17 protein-coding genes are annotated in these 19,287 nt (G+C 69.6%); 3 read left to right on the top strand and 14 right to left on the bottom strand.

Annotation, left to right across the window (positions count from 1 at the left end; translation table 11 throughout):
* Positions 1–9: 9 nt before the first annotated feature.
* Positions 10–1,188 (bottom strand): cytochrome P450, encoded by a 1,179-nt coding sequence (locus tag ACFYTQ_RS25295; RefSeq protein ID WP_387365733.1) that lies wholly within the window; start codon positions 1,186–1,188, stop codon positions 10–12.
* Between the two features lie 93 nt (positions 1,189–1,281).
* Between ACFYTQ_RS25295 and ACFYTQ_RS25290 the strand changes: the two genes are divergently transcribed.
* On the top strand, positions 1,282–2,100 hold the full coding sequence (locus ACFYTQ_RS25290) for an SAM-dependent methyltransferase (protein WP_387365729.1): 819 nt from the start codon (positions 1,282–1,284) through the stop codon (positions 2,098–2,100).
* 76 nt (positions 2,101–2,176) lie between these two features.
* Here ACFYTQ_RS25290 and tpiA read toward each other — a convergent pair whose 3' ends face one another.
* The 9 genes from tpiA to ACFYTQ_RS25245 form a co-directional block, all read right to left on the bottom strand.
* Positions 2,177–2,962 carry a triose-phosphate isomerase gene (tpiA, locus tag ACFYTQ_RS25285; RefSeq protein WP_387365726.1) on the bottom strand — a complete coding sequence of 262 codons (786 nt, stop codon included), beginning with the start codon at positions 2,960–2,962 and terminating at the stop codon, positions 2,177–2,179.
* 3 nt (positions 2,963–2,965) lie between these two features.
* The gene (locus ACFYTQ_RS25280) at positions 2,966–4,180 is read right to left on the bottom strand and encodes a phosphoglycerate kinase (protein ID WP_387365723.1); all 1,215 of its coding nucleotides are present in this window, start codon (positions 4,178–4,180) and stop codon (positions 2,966–2,968) included.
* A 4-nt stretch (positions 4,181–4,184) separates the two neighbouring features.
* Positions 4,185–5,204 carry a type I glyceraldehyde-3-phosphate dehydrogenase gene (gap, locus tag ACFYTQ_RS25275; RefSeq protein WP_387365720.1) on the bottom strand — a complete coding sequence of 340 codons (1,020 nt, stop codon included), beginning with the start codon at positions 5,202–5,204 and terminating at the stop codon, positions 4,185–4,187.
* Between the two features lie 177 nt (positions 5,205–5,381).
* Complete coding sequence (locus tag ACFYTQ_RS25270; protein ID WP_387365717.1) at positions 5,382–5,891, bottom strand: hypothetical protein; 510 nt, start codon at positions 5,889–5,891, stop codon at positions 5,382–5,384.
* Between the two features lie 177 nt (positions 5,892–6,068).
* Positions 6,069–7,052, bottom strand: coding sequence for a DNA-binding protein WhiA (gene whiA / locus ACFYTQ_RS25265; protein WP_387365714.1), 984 nt, complete (start codon positions 7,050–7,052; stop codon positions 6,069–6,071).
* Positions 7,043–8,089: a uridine diphosphate-N-acetylglucosamine-binding protein YvcK gene (gene yvcK, locus ACFYTQ_RS25260; protein ID WP_387365711.1), complete on the bottom strand. Its 1,047-nt coding sequence runs from the start codon at positions 8,087–8,089 to the stop codon at positions 7,043–7,045. The genes whiA and yvcK overlap by 10 nt, the downstream gene beginning before the upstream one ends.
* A complete protein-coding gene (gene rapZ, locus ACFYTQ_RS25255) occupies positions 8,086–9,036 on the bottom strand; it encodes an RNase adapter RapZ (protein WP_387365708.1) in 951 nt (316 codons plus the stop codon). Before rapZ ends, yvcK begins: the two co-directional genes overlap by 4 nt.
* A gap of 113 nt (positions 9,037–9,149) precedes the next feature.
* Positions 9,150–11,198 carry an excinuclease ABC subunit UvrC gene (uvrC, locus tag ACFYTQ_RS25250; protein ID WP_387365705.1) on the bottom strand — a complete coding sequence of 683 codons (2,049 nt, stop codon included), beginning with the start codon at positions 11,196–11,198 and terminating at the stop codon, positions 9,150–9,152.
* Between the two features lie 10 nt (positions 11,199–11,208).
* Positions 11,209–12,096, bottom strand: coding sequence for a LysR substrate-binding domain-containing protein (locus tag ACFYTQ_RS25245; RefSeq protein WP_387366185.1), 888 nt, complete (start codon positions 12,094–12,096; stop codon positions 11,209–11,211).
* Between the two features lie 71 nt (positions 12,097–12,167).
* On the opposite strand from ACFYTQ_RS25245, the gene ACFYTQ_RS25240 reads away from it, so the two are divergent.
* Positions 12,168–13,169, top strand: a complete 1,002-nt coding sequence (locus tag ACFYTQ_RS25240) for a bile acid:sodium symporter family protein (RefSeq protein ID WP_387365702.1) — start codon at positions 12,168–12,170, stop codon at positions 13,167–13,169.
* 4 nt (positions 13,170–13,173) lie between these two features.
* Here ACFYTQ_RS25240 and ACFYTQ_RS25235 read toward each other — a convergent pair whose 3' ends face one another.
* The 4 genes from ACFYTQ_RS25235 to ACFYTQ_RS25220 all read right to left on the bottom strand — a co-directional run bounded on the left by ACFYTQ_RS25235 (position 13,174) and on the right by ACFYTQ_RS25220 (position 18,204).
* The gene (locus ACFYTQ_RS25235) at positions 13,174–15,081 is read right to left on the bottom strand and encodes a CocE/NonD family hydrolase (RefSeq protein ID WP_387365699.1); all 1,908 of its coding nucleotides are present in this window, start codon (positions 15,079–15,081) and stop codon (positions 13,174–13,176) included.
* A 35-nt stretch (positions 15,082–15,116) separates the two neighbouring features.
* Positions 15,117–16,001, bottom strand: a complete 885-nt coding sequence (locus tag ACFYTQ_RS25230) for a TIGR03854 family LLM class F420-dependent oxidoreductase (protein WP_387365696.1) — start codon at positions 15,999–16,001, stop codon at positions 15,117–15,119.
* Between the two features lie 78 nt (positions 16,002–16,079).
* Positions 16,080–17,309, bottom strand: coding sequence for a winged helix-turn-helix domain-containing protein (locus ACFYTQ_RS25225; RefSeq protein ID WP_387365693.1), 1,230 nt, complete (start codon positions 17,307–17,309; stop codon positions 16,080–16,082).
* A 58-nt stretch (positions 17,310–17,367) separates the two neighbouring features.
* Complete coding sequence (locus ACFYTQ_RS25220; RefSeq protein WP_387365690.1) at positions 17,368–18,204, bottom strand: hypothetical protein; 837 nt, start codon at positions 18,202–18,204, stop codon at positions 17,368–17,370.
* Positions 18,205–18,459: 255 nt separating this feature from the next.
* Here ACFYTQ_RS25220 and ACFYTQ_RS25215 point away from each other — a divergent pair, with 255 nt between their 5' ends.
* Positions 18,460–19,275, top strand: coding sequence for an IclR family transcriptional regulator (locus tag ACFYTQ_RS25215; RefSeq protein WP_387365687.1), 816 nt, complete (start codon positions 18,460–18,462; stop codon positions 19,273–19,275).
* The last annotated feature ends 12 nt before the right edge of the window (positions 19,276–19,287 follow it).

The raw sequence follows: 19,287 nt of genomic DNA, 5'->3' as shown, positions 1-19,287 counted from the left end.
CGTATTGGTTCAGCGGGCGGTGACCGTGGTCGGGAGAGCGGCGAACCCTCGGTTGTTGGAGGCGTGGATCCGGCGCAGGCCCGCGGGGTCGATCTCGTAGTCGGCGACGTGGGATGCCAACTCCCCCAACGCGATTCGCAGTTCGAGCTGGCCGAGAGCGGCGCCCAGGCAATGATGGCGGCCGCTGCCGAACACCAGCGACGGGCCGGTGTCGCGATCGAGGTCGAAGGTGTCGGGATCGGTGAACACCTCGGGGTCGCGATTGGCGGAACCGGTGATCAGCAGCATGCGCGCGCCCTTGGGGATGTGCACGCCGTGCAGTTCGATCTCCTCGGTGGTCGTGCGCAGATTGTTCTGGGTGGGCGGATCGAAACGCAGGCCCTCGGCGATGAATTCGTCCACGCGGCCGTCGAAGCCGCGGCGGCGCTGATCGGGATGCCGCCAGCCCGTGTACCAGAGATTGCCCAGCGACAGCATGGTCGTCTCGATGCCCGCGCCGACCAGCAGGATGAGCACGCCGACGATCTCCTGCGGCGTCAACCGGTCGTCCCCGTCGGCGGCGTCGAGCAGCGCGGACAGCAGATCGTCCCCGCGCCGCTGGCTCCGCTCGATCGTCAATTCGGTGTAGTAGCCGACCAGTTTCCCGATTGCCTCCATGGCCTCGGGCCGCAGATCGGTAGACTCCTCGTCGGTGTACATGATCTCCTTGCCGAGCTCGAGGACCAGCTCCCGGTCCCGCTCCGGCACCCCGACCAGTTCGGAGATCACATGTGTGGGGAACGGCCCCGCGAAGTCGGCCATCAGGTCGAACGAGCCCCGCTCGAGCAGCGGCGTCAGCAACCCGCGCGCGATCTCCCGGATCCGCGGCTCCAGCCCCGACACTCGCCGCTGGGTGAACGCCTTGGTCACCAGCCCGCGCAGGCGGGTGTGCTTCGGCGGATCCATGGCCACGAACGAGAAGAACTGCTCGGCCTGCGGACCCCAGAACGCCGGTTCCATCCGCAGCCCGTTGGCGCTGGAGAAGCGCTCCGAATCCCGGAACGCGGCCAGCACGTCGGCGTGGCGCGACAGGGCCCAGAAGTCGTCGACCTCGTTGCGGAACACCGGCGCCTCGGCGCGCAGCCGGGCGTAATAGGGGTACGGATCGTCGTGAACAGCGAAATCGTAAGGGCTGTACTGCAATTGCATTGACCGAGCCTTCCATGCGCGCGGCGGTGTCGCTACCGGATTCGCGGATCGGAGCTGACAGGATCACAGTAGTCGAGAGGAAAGAGGGCGTACGTGGACTCCGAATGGGCAACTCCACCCCCCGGCATCGATGTGTCCAAACCCCACCCCGCCCGGCGGTACGACTACTGGCTCGGCGGTAAGGACAACTTCGAGGCCGACCGCAAATCGGCCGAGCTGGTGGCCGAGGCGTTCCCCAGCGTCCAGTTCTCGGCGCTCGAGAACCGCGCCTTCCTGCGCCGCGTGGTCACCTTCCTGTCCGCGGAGGCCGGAATCCGGCAGTATCTCGACATCGGCGCGGGCCTGCCGACCGCGGGCAATGTACACGAGATCGCGCAGGACATCGCGCCCGAGTCGCGCATCGTCTACGTCGACTACGACCCGATCGTCGCGGTGCACGCGCGCACGCTGCTCAACAGCACGCCCGAGGGCCGGACCGCCTTCCTCGAGGCCGACGTCCGCGACCCCGAGCGCATTCTCGGTCATCCTGACGTGCTCGCCACCCTCGACTTCACCCGGCCGGTGGCGCTCATGCTGGTGGCGGTCATGCATTTCATCGTCGACGAGGAGAAGCCCTACGAGCTGGTGCGCCGACTCACCTCGGCGCTCCCGTCGGGCAGCTATCTGGTCATGAGCCACGCCACCAGCGACCACCTCACCCCCGAGGACATCGCCGAGAGCGAGGAGGCCAACAAGCGCAGCGGCATCCCGTTCCGGCTCCGGTCCACCGCCGAGTTCGAGCCGTTCTTCGAGGGGCTGGAGATCGAGCCGCCCGGAATCGGGTCGATCATGTCCTGGCGGCCGGAGGGGTGGCGGGCGCATCCGCGGCCGGAGGCGGTGTCGATGCTGGGAGCGGTTGCGCGAATTCCCTAGCGGCGCACGGCTTTTCGACGAGAAACGGCCCGGCATCGACGAGCGATACCGGGCCGTTGGGTTCGATCGCGGCCGATCAGGGCAGCGGGCCGCCCGCGGCGATGGCCGAGAGGGTGGCGAATTCGTCGCCCTTGAGCGACGCGCCGCCCACCAGGGCACCGTCGATATCGGTCTGCGAGGTCAGCTCGCCGACGTTCTTGGCGTTGACCGAGCCGCCGTAGAGCACCCGGACCGACGCCGCGACCTGCTGACCCGCCAGCTCGGCGAGTTCGGTGCGGATCGCGCCGCACACCTCCTGCGCGTCGGAGGGGGTGGCGACGCGGCCGGTGCCGATGGCCCACACCGGTTCGTAGGCGATGACGACCTTCGAGATCTCCTCGGCCGTCAGACCTTTCAGCGAACCGCGCAGCTGCTCGAGGTTGTAGGCTACGTGCGTCTGCGCCTCGCGGATGTTGAGGTTCTCGCCGATGCAGACGATAGGGGTCATCCCGTTCTTCAGCACCTGCTTGGTCTTCGCCAGCACGATGGCGTCGTCCTCGTTGTGGTACTGCCGCCGCTCGGAGTGGCCGACCACGACGAACGAGCAGCCCAGCTTCGCCAGCATCGGGGCGCTGATCTCGCCGGTGTAAGCGCCCGCGTCGTGCACCGAGACGTCCTGTGCGCCATAGGTGATCAGCAGGCGGTCGCCCTCGATCAGGGTCTGCACGCTGCGGAGGTCGGTGAACGGCGGGAGCACCGTGACATCGACCTTGTCGAAGTACTTGTCCGGCAGGGCGAAGGCGATCTTCTGCACCAGGGCGATGGCCTCGAGGTGGTTGAGGTTCATCTTCCAGTTGCCCGCGATCAGGGGTTTACGCGCCACGACTCAGTCCTCCAACACCGCGATGCCCGGAAGTTCCTTGCCCTCCAGGTATTCCAGCGACGCGCCGCCGCCGGTGGAGATGTGCGAGAAACCGTCCTCGGGCAGGCCGAGCGAGCGCACGGCCGCGGCCGAATCGCCGCCGCCGACCACCGTGAACGCGCCCTTCTCGGTGGCCTTGACGATCGCCTCGGCCACGCCTCGGGTGCCCGCGGCGAACTTCTCGAACTCGAACACACCCATCGGCCCGTTCCAGAACACCGTGCGCGCCTCGGTCAGCAGCGCGCCGAATCGCCGCGCCGACTCCGGGCCGATGTCCAGACCCATCCAGCCCTCGGGAATCTCGTGGGCCGCAACGACTTTCGACTCCGCGTCGGCGGCGAACTTGTCGGCCACCACGATATCGCGCGGCAGATGGATCACGTCGGCGTAGGTGTCGAGCAGCTTGCGGCAGGTGTCGACCATCTCCTCCTGCAACAGCGAGGAACCGACCGAAAGCCCTTGCGCGGCAAGGAAAGTGAAGCACATGCCGCCGCCGATGACGAGGGTGTCGACCTTGGGGGCGAGCGCCTCGATGACCGCGAGCTTGTCGGAGACCTTCGAGCCGCCGAGCACGACGGCGTAGGGGCGTTCCGGTTCGGTGGTGAGCTTGCGCAGCACCTCGACCTCGGTGGCGACCAGGCCGCCCGCGTAGTGCGGCAGCAGCTTGGCCACGTCGTAGACCGACGCCTGTTTGCGGTGCACCACGCCGAATCCGTCGGAGACGAACGCGCCGTCGTCGCCGACCAATTCGACCAGGGCCCGGGCCAGTTTGCCGCGCTCGGCGTCGTCCTTGCTGGTCTCGCGCGGGTCGAAGCGGATGTTCTCCAGCAGGAGCACATCGCCGTCGGTCAGGCCCTCCGAGCGGGCGAGGGCGTCCTGGCCGACGACGTCACCGGCGAGCTGGACGTTGCGGCCCAGCTCCTCGGCCAGCTTCGCCGCCACGGGGGCGAGCGAGAGCTTCGGGTCGGGCTCGCCCTTGGGGCGGCCCAGATGCGCGGTGACGACGACCTTGGCGCCCGCCTCGACCAGCGCCTTCAGCGTCGGGACCGAGGCGAGGATGCGGCCGGGATCGGTGATCGCGCCATTGTCGTCGAGGGGGACGTTCAGGTCGGAGCGCACGAGCACGCCCCGACCGTCGACACCCTCGGCCAACAGGTCCTGAAGTGTCTTGACTCCCATGGGTCTACAGCGACTTGCCGACGAGGCCCACGAGGTCGGCCAGGCGGTTGGAGTAGCCCCACTCGTTGTCGTACCAGCCGTTGACCTTCACCTGACCGTCGATGACCTTGGTCAGCGGCGCGTCGTAGATGCAGGAGTGCGGGTCGGTGACGATGTCGCTGGAGACGATCGGGTCGGTGTTGTACTTCAGGATGCCCTTGAGCGGACCCTCGGCGGCGGCCTTGTAGGCGGCGTTGATCTCGTCGACCGGGACGGCCTTGCTCAGGGTGACGGTCAGGTCGGTGAGCGAGCCCGTCGGGACCGGCACGCGCAGCGCGTAGCCGTCCAGCTTGCCGACCAGCTCCGGCAGCACCAGGCCGATGGCCTTGGCCGCGCCGGTGGAGGTGGGCACGATGTTCAGGGCGGCGGCGCGGGCGCGACGCAGATCCTTGTGCGGGCCGTCCTGCAGGTTCTGGTCCTGGGTGTAGGCGTGCACGGTGGTCATCAGGCCGCGTTCGATGCCGAACGCGTCGTTGAGGACCTTGGCCAGCGGGCCCAGGCAGTTGGTGGTGCAGGACGCGTTGGAGATGATGTTCTGGCTGCCGTCGTACTTGTCGTCGTTGACGCCCATGACCAGGGTGATGTCCTCGTCCTTGGCGGGCGCGGAGATGATCACCTTCTTGGCCCCGGCGGCCAGGTGGCCCTTGGCCTTGGCGGCGTCGGTGAAGATACCGGTCGACTCGACCACCACGTCGACACCCAGATCGCCCCAGGGCAGGGCCGACGGGCCCTCCTTGATGGCGAGCGCCTTGATCCGCTGGTCGCCCACGACGATGGTGTCATCACCGTCGAGCGAGACATCCTGCGGCAGGCGGCCGAGGATGGAGTCGTACTTGAGCAGCGTCGCCAGGGTGGCGTTGTCGGTGAGGTCGTTGACCGCGACGATCTCGATATCCGTGGTACCCAGCGCCTTCTGCGCCTCCACCGCCCTGAAGAAGTTACGACCGATGCGGCCGAAGCCGTTGATGCCTACCCGGACAGTCACGTTATCGCTCCTCAGCTTTCAAGCGGATTTCGTTCCGTTGCAAAGTCCACACTAATGCCCACGCCGCGAGGACACAGACATGCCCCTACTCACACCGAACTGCGGGAGTTCCCGCGATCGGCCCGGACCGCCGCCGACGCCCCGACGGCCCGTTAACCACCTAGCGAAGCCCGCCCTTCACTGGCCCGCGCGCCCGTTCAACGCCAGCACCACAAGGTCTTTCAGCTCGGCGAGCCCCTCCTCGAGCGATCGGAACCGCCCGTTCGCCTGGTCGAAGTACCGGTCCATCCGAGTCTCCAACTGATCGAATCGATTTCGCGTCTCGATCTGGAACTCGGCCAGCCGCTCCCCCAGCGCGTTCGTCATCTTCCGCTGAATCTCGGCCTTGCGCTCCAGAGATGACTGCCCCGCTTCCAGCCGGATCTGACCCTCCTCGAGTCTGGTCTGGCGGCCCTCCAAAGCGATCTGCCCCGCCACCAGGGACGCCTGTCCCTCGACGAGGGCCGTCTGGGTCGCCTCGATCGAGTCGAAGCGCGCCTCGTACCGTTCGTCGTTGGCGTCCACCTTGGCGCTCAGCGCGTCCACCTTGGCGCTCAAAGCCTGCACCGCGCCGGAGGTGGCGTGGTCCTCGGCTCGGTTCGCCTCCAGTGCCGCCACTCTCGCCTCCAGCTGAACCAACGTCGTCATCGTCTGGCCCCCTTACGCTTCGGTCACCCCTAACCTGGCACCTCGAAACTACCGCACCGGTGGGGTGGGTGGGGGTGGTGGAACGTGTTCTGGGGATAACTTTCGGGCTGGGGATGAATCTATGAAAACCGCCGTCGCACAGGGGGTTTCGTGCGGCGGCGGTTCTCGGGGGAAGGGTCAGGCGTCTTCGAGGAGTTCGGCGGTGACGGCGGATTCCGTGTCGGGGACGCCCAATTCCTTGGCGCGGCGGTCGGCCATGGAGAGCAGGCGCCGAATGCGGCCCGCCACCGCGTCTTTCGTCATGGGGGGCTCGGCCAGTTGGCCCAGTTCCTCGAGGGATGCCTGGCGGTGCTGGACGCGCAAGCGGCCCGCGGCGGCGAGATGGTCGGGGACGTCGTCGCCCAGTATCTCCAGGGCGCGCTCGACCCGGGCGGCGGCGGCGACGGCGGCGCGGGCGGACCGGCGCAGGTTGGCGTCGTCGAAATTGGCCAGCCGGTTGGCCGTCGCGCGCACCTCGCGGCGCATGCGGCGCTCCTCCCAGGTCAGGCGCGTGTCCTGCGCGCCCATCCGGGTGAGCAGGGCGCCGATGGCCTCGCCGTCGCGGACCACGACCCGATCGGTGCCGCGCACCTCGCGCGCCTTGGCCGAGATGCCCATCCGGCGGGCCGCGCCCACCAGGGCCAGCGCGGCCTCGGGGCCGGGGCAGCTCACCTCGAGGGCCGAGGAGCGACCCGGTTCGGTCAGCGAGCCGTGCGCGAGAAACGCTCCGCGCCAAGCGGCTTCGGCGTCGGCGATGCTGCCGCCGACCACCTGCGCGGGCAGGCCGCGCACGGGACGCCCGCGCACATCCAGCAGACCGGTCTGCCGGGCGAGGGCCTCACCCTCCTTCGACACCCGCACCACGTACCGGGAGGTCTTGCGCAACCCGCCCGCGCCGAGGACGTGCACGTCGGAGCCGTAGCCGTACAGCTCGAAGATCTCGCGGCGTAGCCGTCGCGCGATCGACCCCATGTCGACCTCCGCCTCGACGATCACCCGCCCACCGACGATGTGCAAGCCGCCGGCGAACCGGAGTAGCGCCGACAACTCCGCCTTGCGTGAACTCACCTGCGAGACGGAGAGACGGCTCAGCTCGTCCTTCACCTCGGCTGTCATCGCCACGAGACCCGCTCCTTTCCACCCAACGCGGACCGCACCTGCTGGCCACGGTGCCGTCCTTCGACTCGAAGCCCTGTCATTTCCGGCCGAGGTAGCCGGATCACCTGATCCAGTGCGGCGGCTAGTTTTCCAGGGTGGTGCCGGTCCGTCCCCGCCTCGGCGACATCAGCGAAGGTTACTCGTGCGCGCAGCTGTTCGGCAGCTCTTGCCACATGTTCGCGCTCGCTACCCTCGGGTACGGACCCGGAATCCACCAGCACATGATCGACCGCGAAATCCGGTGCGTGCTGGGACAATACATGCAGGTGCCGCTCGGCGGAGAATCCGGCCGTCTCACCCGGCTCCGCGGCGAGGTTGAGCACCAGCACTTTTCGGGCACGCGTGTGCACGAGCGCCTCGTGCAGGCCCGGAACGAGCACGTGCGGAATGACACTGGTGAACCACGAACCCGGACCCAGCACCACCACATCGGCGTGCTCGATCGCCGCGGTCGCCTCCGGGCTCGCGGGCGGATCCTGCGGAATGAGCCGCACGCGGCGCACCTTGCCGGGCGTGGTCGCCACCGCGACCTGCCCCCGGATGCACCGGCTCACCCGCGGGTCGGCCTCGAGCCCGGACACGTCGGCCTCGATGATCAACGCGGTCGGCGACATCGGCAGCACCCGCCCGCGAATGCCTAGCACTCGGCCCATCTCGTCGAGCGCCGCGACCGGATCGCCGAGCACCTCGGTCAGGCCCGCGAGAACGAGGTTGCCCACCGAATGCCCGGCCAGCGCGCCGGTGCCGCCGAAGCGGTGCTGCACCGTGCGCGCCCACAGTCCCTCGGTGTCCTCGGAGAGCGCGGCCAGCGCCATCCGCAGATCGCCCGGCGGCAACATGCCCAGTTCGGCGCGTAGTCGCCCCGACGAGCCGCCGTCGTCGGCGACGGTGACCACCGCGGTGATCCGCTCGGTCAGCCGGCGCGCCGCCGACAGGGTCGCGTACAGGCCGTGACCACCGCCCAGCGCGACGATCGCGGGCGTTTCGTCGGTTGCGCTCATTCCCGCCCCAGGTCTCGGTGAACCACACGCACGACATCGTGATCGGACGCCCCCAGCGCTTCGCCCAGGGCCTCCGCCATCGCCACACTGCGGTGCTTACCGCCGGTGCAGCCCACTGCCACGGTCATGTAACGCTTCCCCTCTTGGCGGTACCCGTTGGTCGTCAGATCGATCAGGTGGTGACAGGTCCGCAGGTAGTCGTCGGCGCCCGGCTGGGACAGCACGTACTCGCTGACCACCGCGTCCTGTCCGGTGTATTCGCGTAACTCCGGCACCCAATGCGGATTGGGCAGGAAACGCAAATCAAACACCATGTCGGCGTCCAGCGGAACTCCGTACTTGAAACCGAACGATTGGATTGTCACCTGCAACGCGGTCGGCGCGCCGCCACCGTAGGCCTCCTCCAGCTTGCGATGCAATTGATGCACCGACAGCGCGGTGGTGTCGATGACCAGATCGGCGGCGGCCTTCACCGTGGCCAAGCGCTGCCGCTCGGCGGTGATGCCGGCCGACAGCGTACCGTCGGCGCTCTCGCTCTGGAGCGGGTGGCGTCGGCGGGCGAAGCCGAACCGGCGGATCAGCACGTCGTCGGACGCCTCGAGGAACAGCACGCGGGTGCGCACGTTCGCGGCGCGCAGCTGCTCGGTCACCCCGGACAGGTCGCCGGTGAAAAACCGGCTGCGCACATCCATGACCAAGGCCAGTTTGCGGATCGGCGGATCGGCCGCGGCGCCCAATTCGACCAGGCGCGCGATCATTTCGGGCGGCAGGTTGTCGGCCACGTACCAGCCGAGGTCCTCGAGGACGCGCGCCGCCGTGCCGCGCCCGGCACCGGACAGTCCGGTGACGATGACAACCTCGACGCCCGCGTTGCCGGGCTCGGGTCGCAGGGACGTCACGGCGGCGTGGCCGTCCGCCGCGTTGTTGTTCGATTCGACGCTGGTCATGTCCTATCGGATCCGTCTCTGGGCTGTCATTCGATCATCCTGCCTCGCATCGGCTCGAGACGGCGAGCACACGCCAGGGACGAAACCCAGACGTGACCAGTCCGGTTCGCGACTCAGTCATCGTTGAGGGCCGCGAGCACCGCCTTGGCCGTGGCGACTCCGATGCCCGGCACCTCCGTGATCTCCTCCACCGTAGCCTCCTTCAGCCGCGCGACCGAGCCGAAGTGGGTGACGAGGGCGGTACGCCGGGATTCGCCGAGCCCGCGCACCGCGTCGAGCGCGGAGGCGGTCATGCGCCGGGAGCGTTTGGATCGGTGGAAGGTGATGGCGAACCGGTGCGCCTCGTCGCGCACCCGTTGCAGCAGATACAGCGATTCGCTGTTGCGCGGCATGATCACCGGGTCGGGCTCGTTCGGCACCCACACCTCCTCGAGCCGTTTCGCCAGCCCGATCACCGCGACATCGGTGATGCCGAGTTCGTCGAGCACCTCCGCGGCCGCGTTCACCTGCGGCGCACCGCCGTCGACGACGTACAGGTTCGGCGGATACGAGAATCGGCGCGGCTTACCGGTTTTCGGGTCGATCCCGGGCGTGGCGTTGTCGGGCTCCTCGGCGAGGGCCTCGAGATCCTTGCGCAGCCGGTAGAACCGCCGCCGGGTCACCTCGGCGATGCTGGCCACGTCGTCGGAGCGGCCCTCCCCCGCGGCCTCCTTGATCGTGTAGTGCCGGTACTCCGATTTGCGCGGCAGCCCGTCCTCGAACACCACCAGCGAGGCCACCACATCGGTGCCCTGCACATGGCTGATGTCGACGCATTCGATGCGCAACGGGGCCGAGTCGAGTTCCAGCGCGTCCTGAATGCCTTGCAGCGCGGCCGATCTCGCGGTCAGATCGCCCGCGCGCTTGAGTTTGTGCTGGGCCAGCGCCTCGGCGGCATTGCGCTGGACCGTCTCCATCAGCGCCTTCTTGTCGCCGCGCTGCGGCACCCGCACCTGCACGGCCGCGCCGCGCAACTCCGAGAGCCAGCCCTGGATCTGGTCGATGTCCAGCGGCAGGGTGGGCACGAGCACCTCGCGCGGGACCACGGTCGCCGGGGTCTCGGTGTCGGTGTTCTCGGCGAAGGCGGCCTGCTCGCCGTAGAACTGGGTGAGGAACTGCTCGACCAGCGCGGCCAGTTCGCCGCCGGATTCGACGTCGCGCTCATCGTCTCGACCTGTGCCGGGGCCCTCCGTGGTTACGCGGGCTGCCTCCTCCGGGCCTGACCAGCCCAGGTCGGCAGCGTCGCCGGACTTGTCGACCACCCAGCCGCGCTGGCCGCGCACGCGTCCGTCGCGGACGTGGAAGATCTGCACCGCCGCCTCGAGTTCGTCGGTGGCGAAGGCGATCACGTCGGCGTCGGTGCCGGTGCCGAGCACGACGGCCTGCTTCTCCAGCGCGCGTTCGAGCGCCTGTACGTCGTCGCGCAGCCGGGCCGCGGCCTCGAAGTCCAATTCTGCTGCGGCCGTGTGCATTTCGCGTTTGAGTTCGCGCACCATCCGGTCGGTCCGGCCGGAGAGGAAGTCGCAGAAGTCCTCGGCGATGCGGCGGTGCTCGGCGGCGTCGACGCGGCCGACGCAGGGGGCCGAGCATTTGTCGATGTAGCCGAGCAGGCACGGCCGCCCGATCTGCTGATGCCGCCGGAACACGCCGTTGGAGCAGGTGCGCACCGGGAACACGCGCAGCAGCAGATCGACCGTCTCGCGGATGGCCCAGGCGTGCGCGTAGGGGCCGAAGTAGCGCACCCCCTTCTTGCGCGCGCCGCGGTAGACGAACACCCGCGGATACTCCTCGTTCATGCTGACCGCGAGCATCGGGTAGGTCTTGTCGTCGCGGTAGCGGACGTTGAAGCGCGGATCGAATTCCTTGATCCAGTTGTATTCCAGCTGAAGGGCTTCCACCTCGGTGGTGACGACCGTCCACTCCACCGCGGCCGCCGAGGTGACCATCTGCCGGGTGCGCGGATGCAGCGAGGTGATGTCGGCGAAGTAGGAGTTCAACCGGCTCCGCAGGCTCTTGGCCTTACCGACGTAGATGACCCGCCCGTGCGCGTCCCGGAATTTGTAGACGCCGGGTTCGACGGGGATGGTGCCCGGGGCGGGTCGGTAGGTCGCGGGATCTGCCACGGCAACCAGGTTAACGACCTGGACCGACAGGTGAACCGACGGTGGCCGGGCGCAGCCGCCGCGCCGACGCGGCGATGGCCTCGTACAGCGCGCGTTCGGGTTCCGAGGGCCGCTCCCGGCGGCGCAACAGCACGAACTCCAGCTCCCCCAGATCGGGCAGCCGGTCGTCGCGCACCGCGAAAAGCCCTGGCGGGAGCAGACTTTCGGCGTGCACGGTCAGACCGAGACCGGCCAGGACGGCCGCGCGCAAGCCGAGCTGGCTGTCGCTGACGCAGGCGATGCGCCAGGTCCGGCCGTGGCGTTCCAGGGCGCGCAACGCGACGCGGCGGGTGATGCTCGGCGGCGGATAGGTCACCAGCGGGATCGGATCGGCGAAACCCGTTGCGCCCGAAGGTCCGGCCCACACCGTGCGGTCGCGCCAGAGCGGTTCGCCGTGCCGCTCGCCGGGCAGCCGCTTGCCGACCATGAGGTCCAGTTCGCCCGCCGCGAGCCGGTGCTCGAGGTTCTCGCTGAGCCCGACGGTCAGCTCCAGATCGACCCCCGGATGGCTGCGCTGGAATTCGAGCAGCACCTCGGGCAGTTCGCGGGCCATGACGTCGTCGGAGGCGCCGAGCCGGATCAGTCCGGTCAGGTGCGATTCGGCGAAGTGGCGTTCGGCGCGGGCCTGGGCGTCGAGGATGTCGCGCGCGAATCCGACCATGGCCGCGCCGTCGGCGGTCAGGGCGAGGTTGCGGGTGTCGCGGCGGAACAGGGCGCGGCCGGTCGCCTGTTCGAGCCGGGCGATGTGGCCGCTGACCGTCGACTGTCGCAGCCCGAGCAGGCGGCCCGCGGCGGTGAAGCCCCCGGCCCGCTCGACCGCCAGGAAGGTCCGCAGCAGGTCGGGATCGAACACATTGATCACGATACTCGTTCGGAGTTATCGCTTTCACCGCCTGTCGCGATCGGTGTGCCGGGTTCTACCGTGCGAGGGTGAGGTTCTTCGCCAAGCTACGCATCGACGCCTTCATGCTCGGCCTGCTGGTCAGCGTGCTGGTGGCCGTGGTCCTGCCCGCACGCGGCGAGGCGGCCGCCGTGCTGGACCGGGTCACCACCGTCGCCATCGGCGCGCTGTTCCTGCTCTACGGCGCGCGCCTGGAACCGCGCGAAGCCCTTGCGGGACTGCGGCATTGGCGGCTGCACTCGACGGTCCTCGCGGTCACCTATCTGGTGTTCCCGCTGCTCGGGCTGGCGTTGCGGCCGCTGGTGCCCGGTGTGCTGAGCGACGAGTTGTACACGGGGGTGCTGTTCCTGACGCTGCTGCCCTCGACGGTGCAGTCGTCGATCGCGTTCACCGCGATCGCCCGGGGCAACGTGGCGGGGGCGGTGGTGAGCGCGTCGCTGTCGAATCTGCTCGGCGTGTTCGTGACGCCGCTGCTGGTCGTGCTGCTGCTGCGCACCCCGGGCGGGGCGACGGTGTCGGCGGGCGCGGTGCTGGCGATCGTGTCGCAGTTGCTGCTGCCGTTCCTGGCCGGGCAGGTGCTGCGGTCCCGGTTGCGTCCGGTGCTGCGGCACGCGGCGCTGACGCGGGTGGTGGATCGGGGGTCGGTGTATCTGGTCGTGTACGCGGCCTTCAGCGCGGGGATGGTGGAACACGTCTGGCGCGGGATCTCGGGGTGGGCGCTCGCGGCGGTGGTCGCGGTGTGCGCGGGGCTGCTGGCGCTGGTGCTCGCCACGACCTCGGTGCTGGGGCGGGTCGCCGGGTTCGGGCGGGGTGATCGGATCGTGTTGATCTTCTGCGGGTCGAAGAAGAGTCTGGCGAGTGGGCTGCCGATGGCCACGGTGCTGTTCGGGGGGCACGCGGTGGGGTTGATCGTGTTGCCGCTGATGATCTTTCATCAGATCCAGTTGTTCACCTGCGCCGCGCTCGCGGGTCGATGGGGACGGGCCGAGGACGCGCGCAATGCCCAGGAGCGGGCGGGCGCGGTCGCGTGAACGGCTAACGGCCCGAAGGGAATTCGGTGGTTCCGCCGTCCCCGGCGGGGATGATCGGCAGCGTCACCGACGACGGGTGGTCGGGGTCGTGCAGGATCGTCTGGGTCGCGCTCTGCGTGGCGGTGCCGAGGCCGAACGGCTCGCCGGTGTTCGGGTTGGGAGCGTACTGCGGATAGTCGCTGGAGGAGATCTCGATCCGGAGGCGCGAGCCCGCGGGCACCAGGAAGCTGGTCGGCCAGATCTTGATGCTGTACCGGTAGGGCTGGCCGGGCACGATGGGTGTCGGATTCTCGAGCGAGTCGCGGAAGGCCGCGCGCAGGATGCCGTTGTTCAGATTGCGCGACGAGCCGTCGGGCGCGACCACCACGAGTTTGGCGGTGAAGTCGGTATCGGGCGCGGTGGAGGTGGCCCACAGGTCGACCGTCGTCGGACCGGTGAGTTCGGTGTCGGCGGTGAGCGGGGCGCTGGTGTAGGTGAGGACGTCGGTGCGTTGTTCGACCACGAATTGGTCGAACGGTCCCTGCGGTCCGGTGCTCGCGCCGCAACAGGAGTGCCCGCCCGCGCTGGGTGCCGGGGTGAGCGGATCGTAGATGTAGTGGTCCGGCGGTTGCGGACTCGTGGGGCGTTCGGAAGTCAGTGCGCCGCTGCGGTTCTGGGGGCTGGCGTCGCCGTTGCCGGAGAAGTAGTAGGTGGTCCAGCGGGTGTTCGGCAGGGGCCAGGCGTCGGCGGACTTCCAGCGGTCGGCGCCCATCAGGAAGTAGTCGACCCGCGGCTTGCCCGAGACGTTGTTGTCGCGCCCCTTCAGGAAGTGATCGAACCAGGCCAGCATGAGGTCGTTCACGGGACTGTCGCCCCCGGGACCGCCGTCGAGCATGGGCGCGGAGATGTGCGAACCCGGCCGCCCCCAGCCGACGTGGTCCCACGGCCCGATCACGAGCCGTTGGTTGCGGCGGGCGTCCTCGGTGCCGCCGGAGCGGACCATGCCCGCGAAGTTCTCCACCCCGCCCGCGAGGAAGGCGTCGTACCAGCCCTCCATATCGAGCACGGGCACCTTCACCGACGGATAGCGGTCGCGGATGCTCCACTGCTTCCAGTAGTCGTCGCGGGTGGAGTGCCGGATCCAGTCGAAGAACCAGGGCGCCACCGCCGGATCGCCCGGGTGCAGGGGCGGAAACTGCCGGTACGGCCGATACGCCAGCCAATGGGTGTAGTCGGCGCCGTCGGCCCGCAACTGTTTCGCGGTGCCGGTGTCCCCGCGATTGACCGCCGCGCTGGTGGCGATGGTCTCCATCACCCAGGGTTCGACGAAGGCCAGCCGGAACGCGCCGCCCTCGTAGGTCCAGCCGTCGTAGTAGTCCGAGGCGGTGTTGGCGGGCACGATCGTGGTCAGATGCGGCGGGGTCTCCACCGCGGCCAGCCATTGGGTCGCCCCGACGTAGGACGAGCCGTACATGCCGACCTTGCCGTTGGAACCGGGCAGGCCCGCGGCCCACTCGACCGAGTCGTAGCCGTCGGCGCGGTCGGCGGCGAATTCGGTGAAGGTGCCGCCCGACACGCCCTGACCCCGAATGTCCTGCACCACAACGAGATAGCAGTGCGAGGCGAACCAGTCCGGGGTTTGGTAGCGGGAGGGCTGGATCTGCGCGGCCGTTTTGCCGTACTGGGTGCGCATGAGCACGACCGGCACCGCGTCCCCGGTGCGCGGGCGGTACACGTCCGCCTTCAGCACGACACCGTCGCGCATGGTGGCGGGGACGTTCTCCTGTTTGTCGACCGCGCAGGGTCCGCGCCCGCCGGCCGGTGGCCACGATCCCGTCTCGCGGGTGCGCGTCCCGCCCGAACCGCCACAGCCGCTCAGGAGCAGAACGGCGATGGCCGCCAGCGCCGCGCCCCGCGTCCGCTTCGACGACATGCGCCGACGGTAGCACCGACGCGAACGCGGTTGCGCTACTTCGACTCCAAGGGCAGCAACACGTCGGTGAAGCGGTCCAGGAACGCCTCGAACGATTCGGTGCCCGCGGAGCGGACCACGAATTTGGTGATGCCCGCGTCGAGGTAACCGTCGACGAGGCGGCGCACCGCGTCCCAGTCGGCCGCGACGAGTTCGGCGGGATCGACGTCGGGCCTGCGCGCCCGCACGGCGGCCACCAGATCGGCGGGCGGATCACCCTCGGCGACAACGAGATTGACGCCGTAGTGGTCGGATTCGATCTCCCGCCCCGCCGCCGCGGCCGCCGCCTCGATGGCCGCCCGCGCGGTCCGGGCCTCGGCCGGGGTCGGGAAGCTGCCCAACCACCCGTCGCCGAACCGTCCGATGCGTTCGAACGCCGCCGGGGCCGAACCCCCCAACCAGATGTCCAGCGGCCGGGCCGGGCGCGGCCCGATCGCGGCGTCCCGCACGGTGAAGAACCGCCCGGTGAAGTTCAGCTTCTCCTCGGCCAGCGCCGCGCGCAGCAGGCGCAGCGATTCGTCGAAGACCGCGCCGCGCTTGCCTTTCGGCACCTCGAACAGGTCCCGCTCGCCGGGCCGCGCCGGTTGCAGTCCGAACACCGGCAGCACCCGCTTGGGCGCCAGCGCCGCCAGCGACGCGAGCTGCTTGGCCACCAAGACGGGATGACGGCCGGGCAGGATCGCCACCGAGGTGCCCACCTTCAACCGCTCGGTCCGCGACAACGCGAAGGCCATCCCGACCGTCGGATCCACCGCGTCGGCGTAGATCACCTCCGACAGCCACAGCGAATCCACACCCGCCGCCTCGAGCAGGTCCACGACCCGCGCGAATTCCGCGGGTCCGCTGTCCATTCCCAACCCGACCCCGAATCGGACCTTCATCCCCGCTCTCCTCCGTCGTCTCTCGCTCGGTGCCAACCCGGAGCACAGCCCGTTCCATTCCCGAGCGTCTCGAGACGCCTACGCCACCGCCGCGAAGACGCGGCCCAGTGGGCCCGCCAGGTCGCCGCGCGCCCCGATCTCGACCGTGTCCAGTTCCAGCCAGGCGGCCAGTTCGCGCAGTGCTCGGGCGAGTTCGCTTGTGACATAGGGCGAATCCCAGCCCGGTTCGGCGAAGGCGCCGGGGACCAGCAGGCGCCCAGTGCCGCGCTCCGCGCGCAGGTCGACCCGGGCCACCAGCTCGCCGTCGAGCAGGAACGGGAACACGTAATAGCCGTGCACGCGTTTGGGTTCCGGGGTGTAGATCTCGATGCGGTAGTGGAAGTCGAAGATCCTTTCGGTGCGGGGCCGGAAGAAGATGAGCGGATCGAACGGGCACAGCAGCGCCGCGCCCTCGATCCGCCGCGGCGTGCGCGCCGCCGCGTGGAGATAGGCCACCCGGTCCCAGCCGTCGACCTGGACCGGCTCCAGCATCCCCGCGTCCACCAATGCCGCGATGGCGGGTTCGGTTTGGCTGCGGTGCAGGCGGTAGTAGTCGCGCAGATCCGGTTCGGTGGCGATGCCCAGGGCGACCGCGGCGCGGCGGACGAGTTCGAGCACCGCCTCCGGCTCCTCGACGCGCTGGGCCGTGATCTCCGGCGGCAGCACGCGCTCGGTGAGGTCGTAGTGGCGCTGGAAGCCCACCCGCTTGTCGACCGACAGCTCACCGGTGGCGAACAGCACCTCGCAGACCACCTTGGTGTCGCTGTAGTTCCAGCCCCAGTGGTCCTTGCTGCGCGGCCGGTCCAGTTCCAGATGCCGCTCGACCTCCCCGGCCGTGCTCGCCCCGAATTCGCCGATCACCCCGAGCACGTCACCCGGTAGGTTTGGGTTGCGCTGCAACACGTTTCGCGCGCCGCCCCACCGGCCGTGGCGATACCGCTCCATCCGCCACCGCAGCAGCGGCCAGTCCTCGACCGGGAGCAGCGCCGCCTCGTGCGCCCAGTACTCGACCAGCCGCCGCGGCCGCCGCGCGCTGTGACTCCACGCCGCCTCGTCGAGCAGGGTGCGGTCGTACGCGCCGATGCGGCTGAACACCGGCGCGTAGTGCGCCCGCACCACCGCCGACACCGAATCCAGTTGCAGCAGCTGCGTCCGCTCCAGCACCCGCAGGATCGTGCGGCGGCTGGGTGGGGACGACGGCCGTGGCGTGGCGAATCCCTGGGCGGCGAGCGCGGTCCGGCGGGCCGCGGCGGCGGTCATGGTACGCACAGTCGCACCATGCCAGACGCCACCGACAAGTCGGCGCGCGCGCCCGCCCGGCCGCCGGTCAGGAGATCTTGTCCGCGGATTTCGGCGGCGCCAGCGCCTGTTCCACCGCCGCCAGGGCGTCGACGGGAGTTCGGTTGGCGCCGTTGGCGTCTCGCCCGAGCTGCGGCCAGCCCGCCCCGTCGGGGCCGCGCAGCTGGATCCAGATGTCGCGGGTCTTCTCCAGCAGCTCGCGCTGTTCGGCCTCGGTCAACGCTGTCATGATTCCCTCCTCTGTTCCCACGCCGCACTGTGCGGCGAAGTCCTCCGGTGACAGGCCGTTGGCGGCGTTCATATCGCAGCTGCCGAAGGGCGGACAGCCCTCGGGCAGGCCGCCGCCGAACCCGGCGCCGTCGGTGTACTGGTGGGCGATCTGGCCGGGCAGCTCCGGATTGTGGCCGTAGCCCGCGCCGACCAGGCGCAGCCCCTCGGGACGGTCGGGCCACATGGCGAACAGGTCGCCCTTGTTGGCGTAGCCGATGACCCGCCGCGGATCGCCGAGCCAGTCGGCCAGCCGCCAGTACGCGCGGTTGATGCCGTCGGATTGATCGCCGCCGGGATTGCCGCCCGATTCGACGTCGATCATCGTGATCATGCGGGGATGCGGGCCGCCGCACTGTTCCACCATCTCCCGATGGGTGGCCACCGTCTCGGCCCAGTTGGGCCGCCAGTAGAAGTAGACGATGAAACACGCCAACCGGCCGTCTTCGACCGCGGTCGTGGCCCACGCGTAGTTCGCGGCGAAGTTCGGATCGCGGAAGGTGCCGTCGTTGGAGCGGAAGCTCAGGATCCCGTACGGATAGGAATCGTCGACCGGGGCCTGGAAGTACGAGACATCGGCAAAGAGACTGTCCACCATTGTCTTTCCTTTCGATCGGTATGCGGCCAGTCTCGGGGCCGGGCGTCTCACCGACGTCTCACGCGCGTCTCATGAAACACGCCGATCGGTCCGCTCGAAATGCTGAAACATAGTTGCACCAAGGCTCGATAACCAGGAGAATCAGGCAGGCACTGATTCAGCCAGCCGGTGACCAACCGCTCGGGGGGCGGACATCGGACCGACAGCAGCCCGATCGCTCGGCGATCGAGGCGGCGGAAGGCCGAGGTGAACAGCGTGCGGGCAACGACCAAGAACGGAACGACGGGGGGCCGCGGGGTATTGGAGGGCGCGTTCGCGCTGCTCGACGTCCTCGCGGACGGTATCGATCGCGGGCTGACCCAGCTCGCGGCCGAGGCCGGTCTGCCGAAGGCGACCGCCCACCGACTGCTCGACCAACTCGTCTCGCTCGGCGCGGTCGAGCGCCGGGACGGGCGATACGGTCTGGGCGCCAAGACCTTTCGGCTCGGCCAGTCCTGGCGCCCGGCGCGGCTGCTGCGCGCGGCGGCGGGGCGGCCGATGGGCAGGCTGGCCGCGAATGTCGACCGCGGCGGATTCAGCCTGTCGGTGACCGCGGGCCGGCAGACCATGCTGGTGGCGGGCATCGGCCGCGAGGTGAACGAGGCGTTTCCGCTCCGCGCCGGGGTGGTGCTGCCGCCCGGCACGGCGGCGGGCAAGATCCTCGCTCCCACAACGCCTTTCGCGACCGCACCGGAGGGATGCTCACCGCGCGAATGGGCGCGCACGACCGCCGCGACCCGCGAGCAGGGCGTGGCCTACGACCTCGACATGCGGCACGTCGGGGTGGCGTGCGTGGCCGCGCCGGTGCACGCCCCGTCCGGGGTGGTGGTGGCCGCGCTGGCGGCCACCACCTTCGACCTGCGCCGGGTGCACGGCCTCGCCGAGGCGGTGCGCCGCGGCGCCACCATGATCACCGCCGATCTGGCCCGCCTCGTGCGCACCGAGCGCGCGGGGACGCCGTGGCCGGACGAGGGAGCGTTCGCCGCGCCGGAGTCCGGCGCGCCGGGCGACAGCCGGACTCGGACGGCCTGAGCCGGACCCGTT

Origin of the sequence: Nocardia sp. NPDC004068, assembly GCF_042874315.1 — a bacterium.
GTDB lineage: Bacteria > Actinomycetota > Actinomycetes > Mycobacteriales > Mycobacteriaceae > Nocardia.
This window is presented reverse-complemented; position numbering and strand designations above follow the sequence as displayed.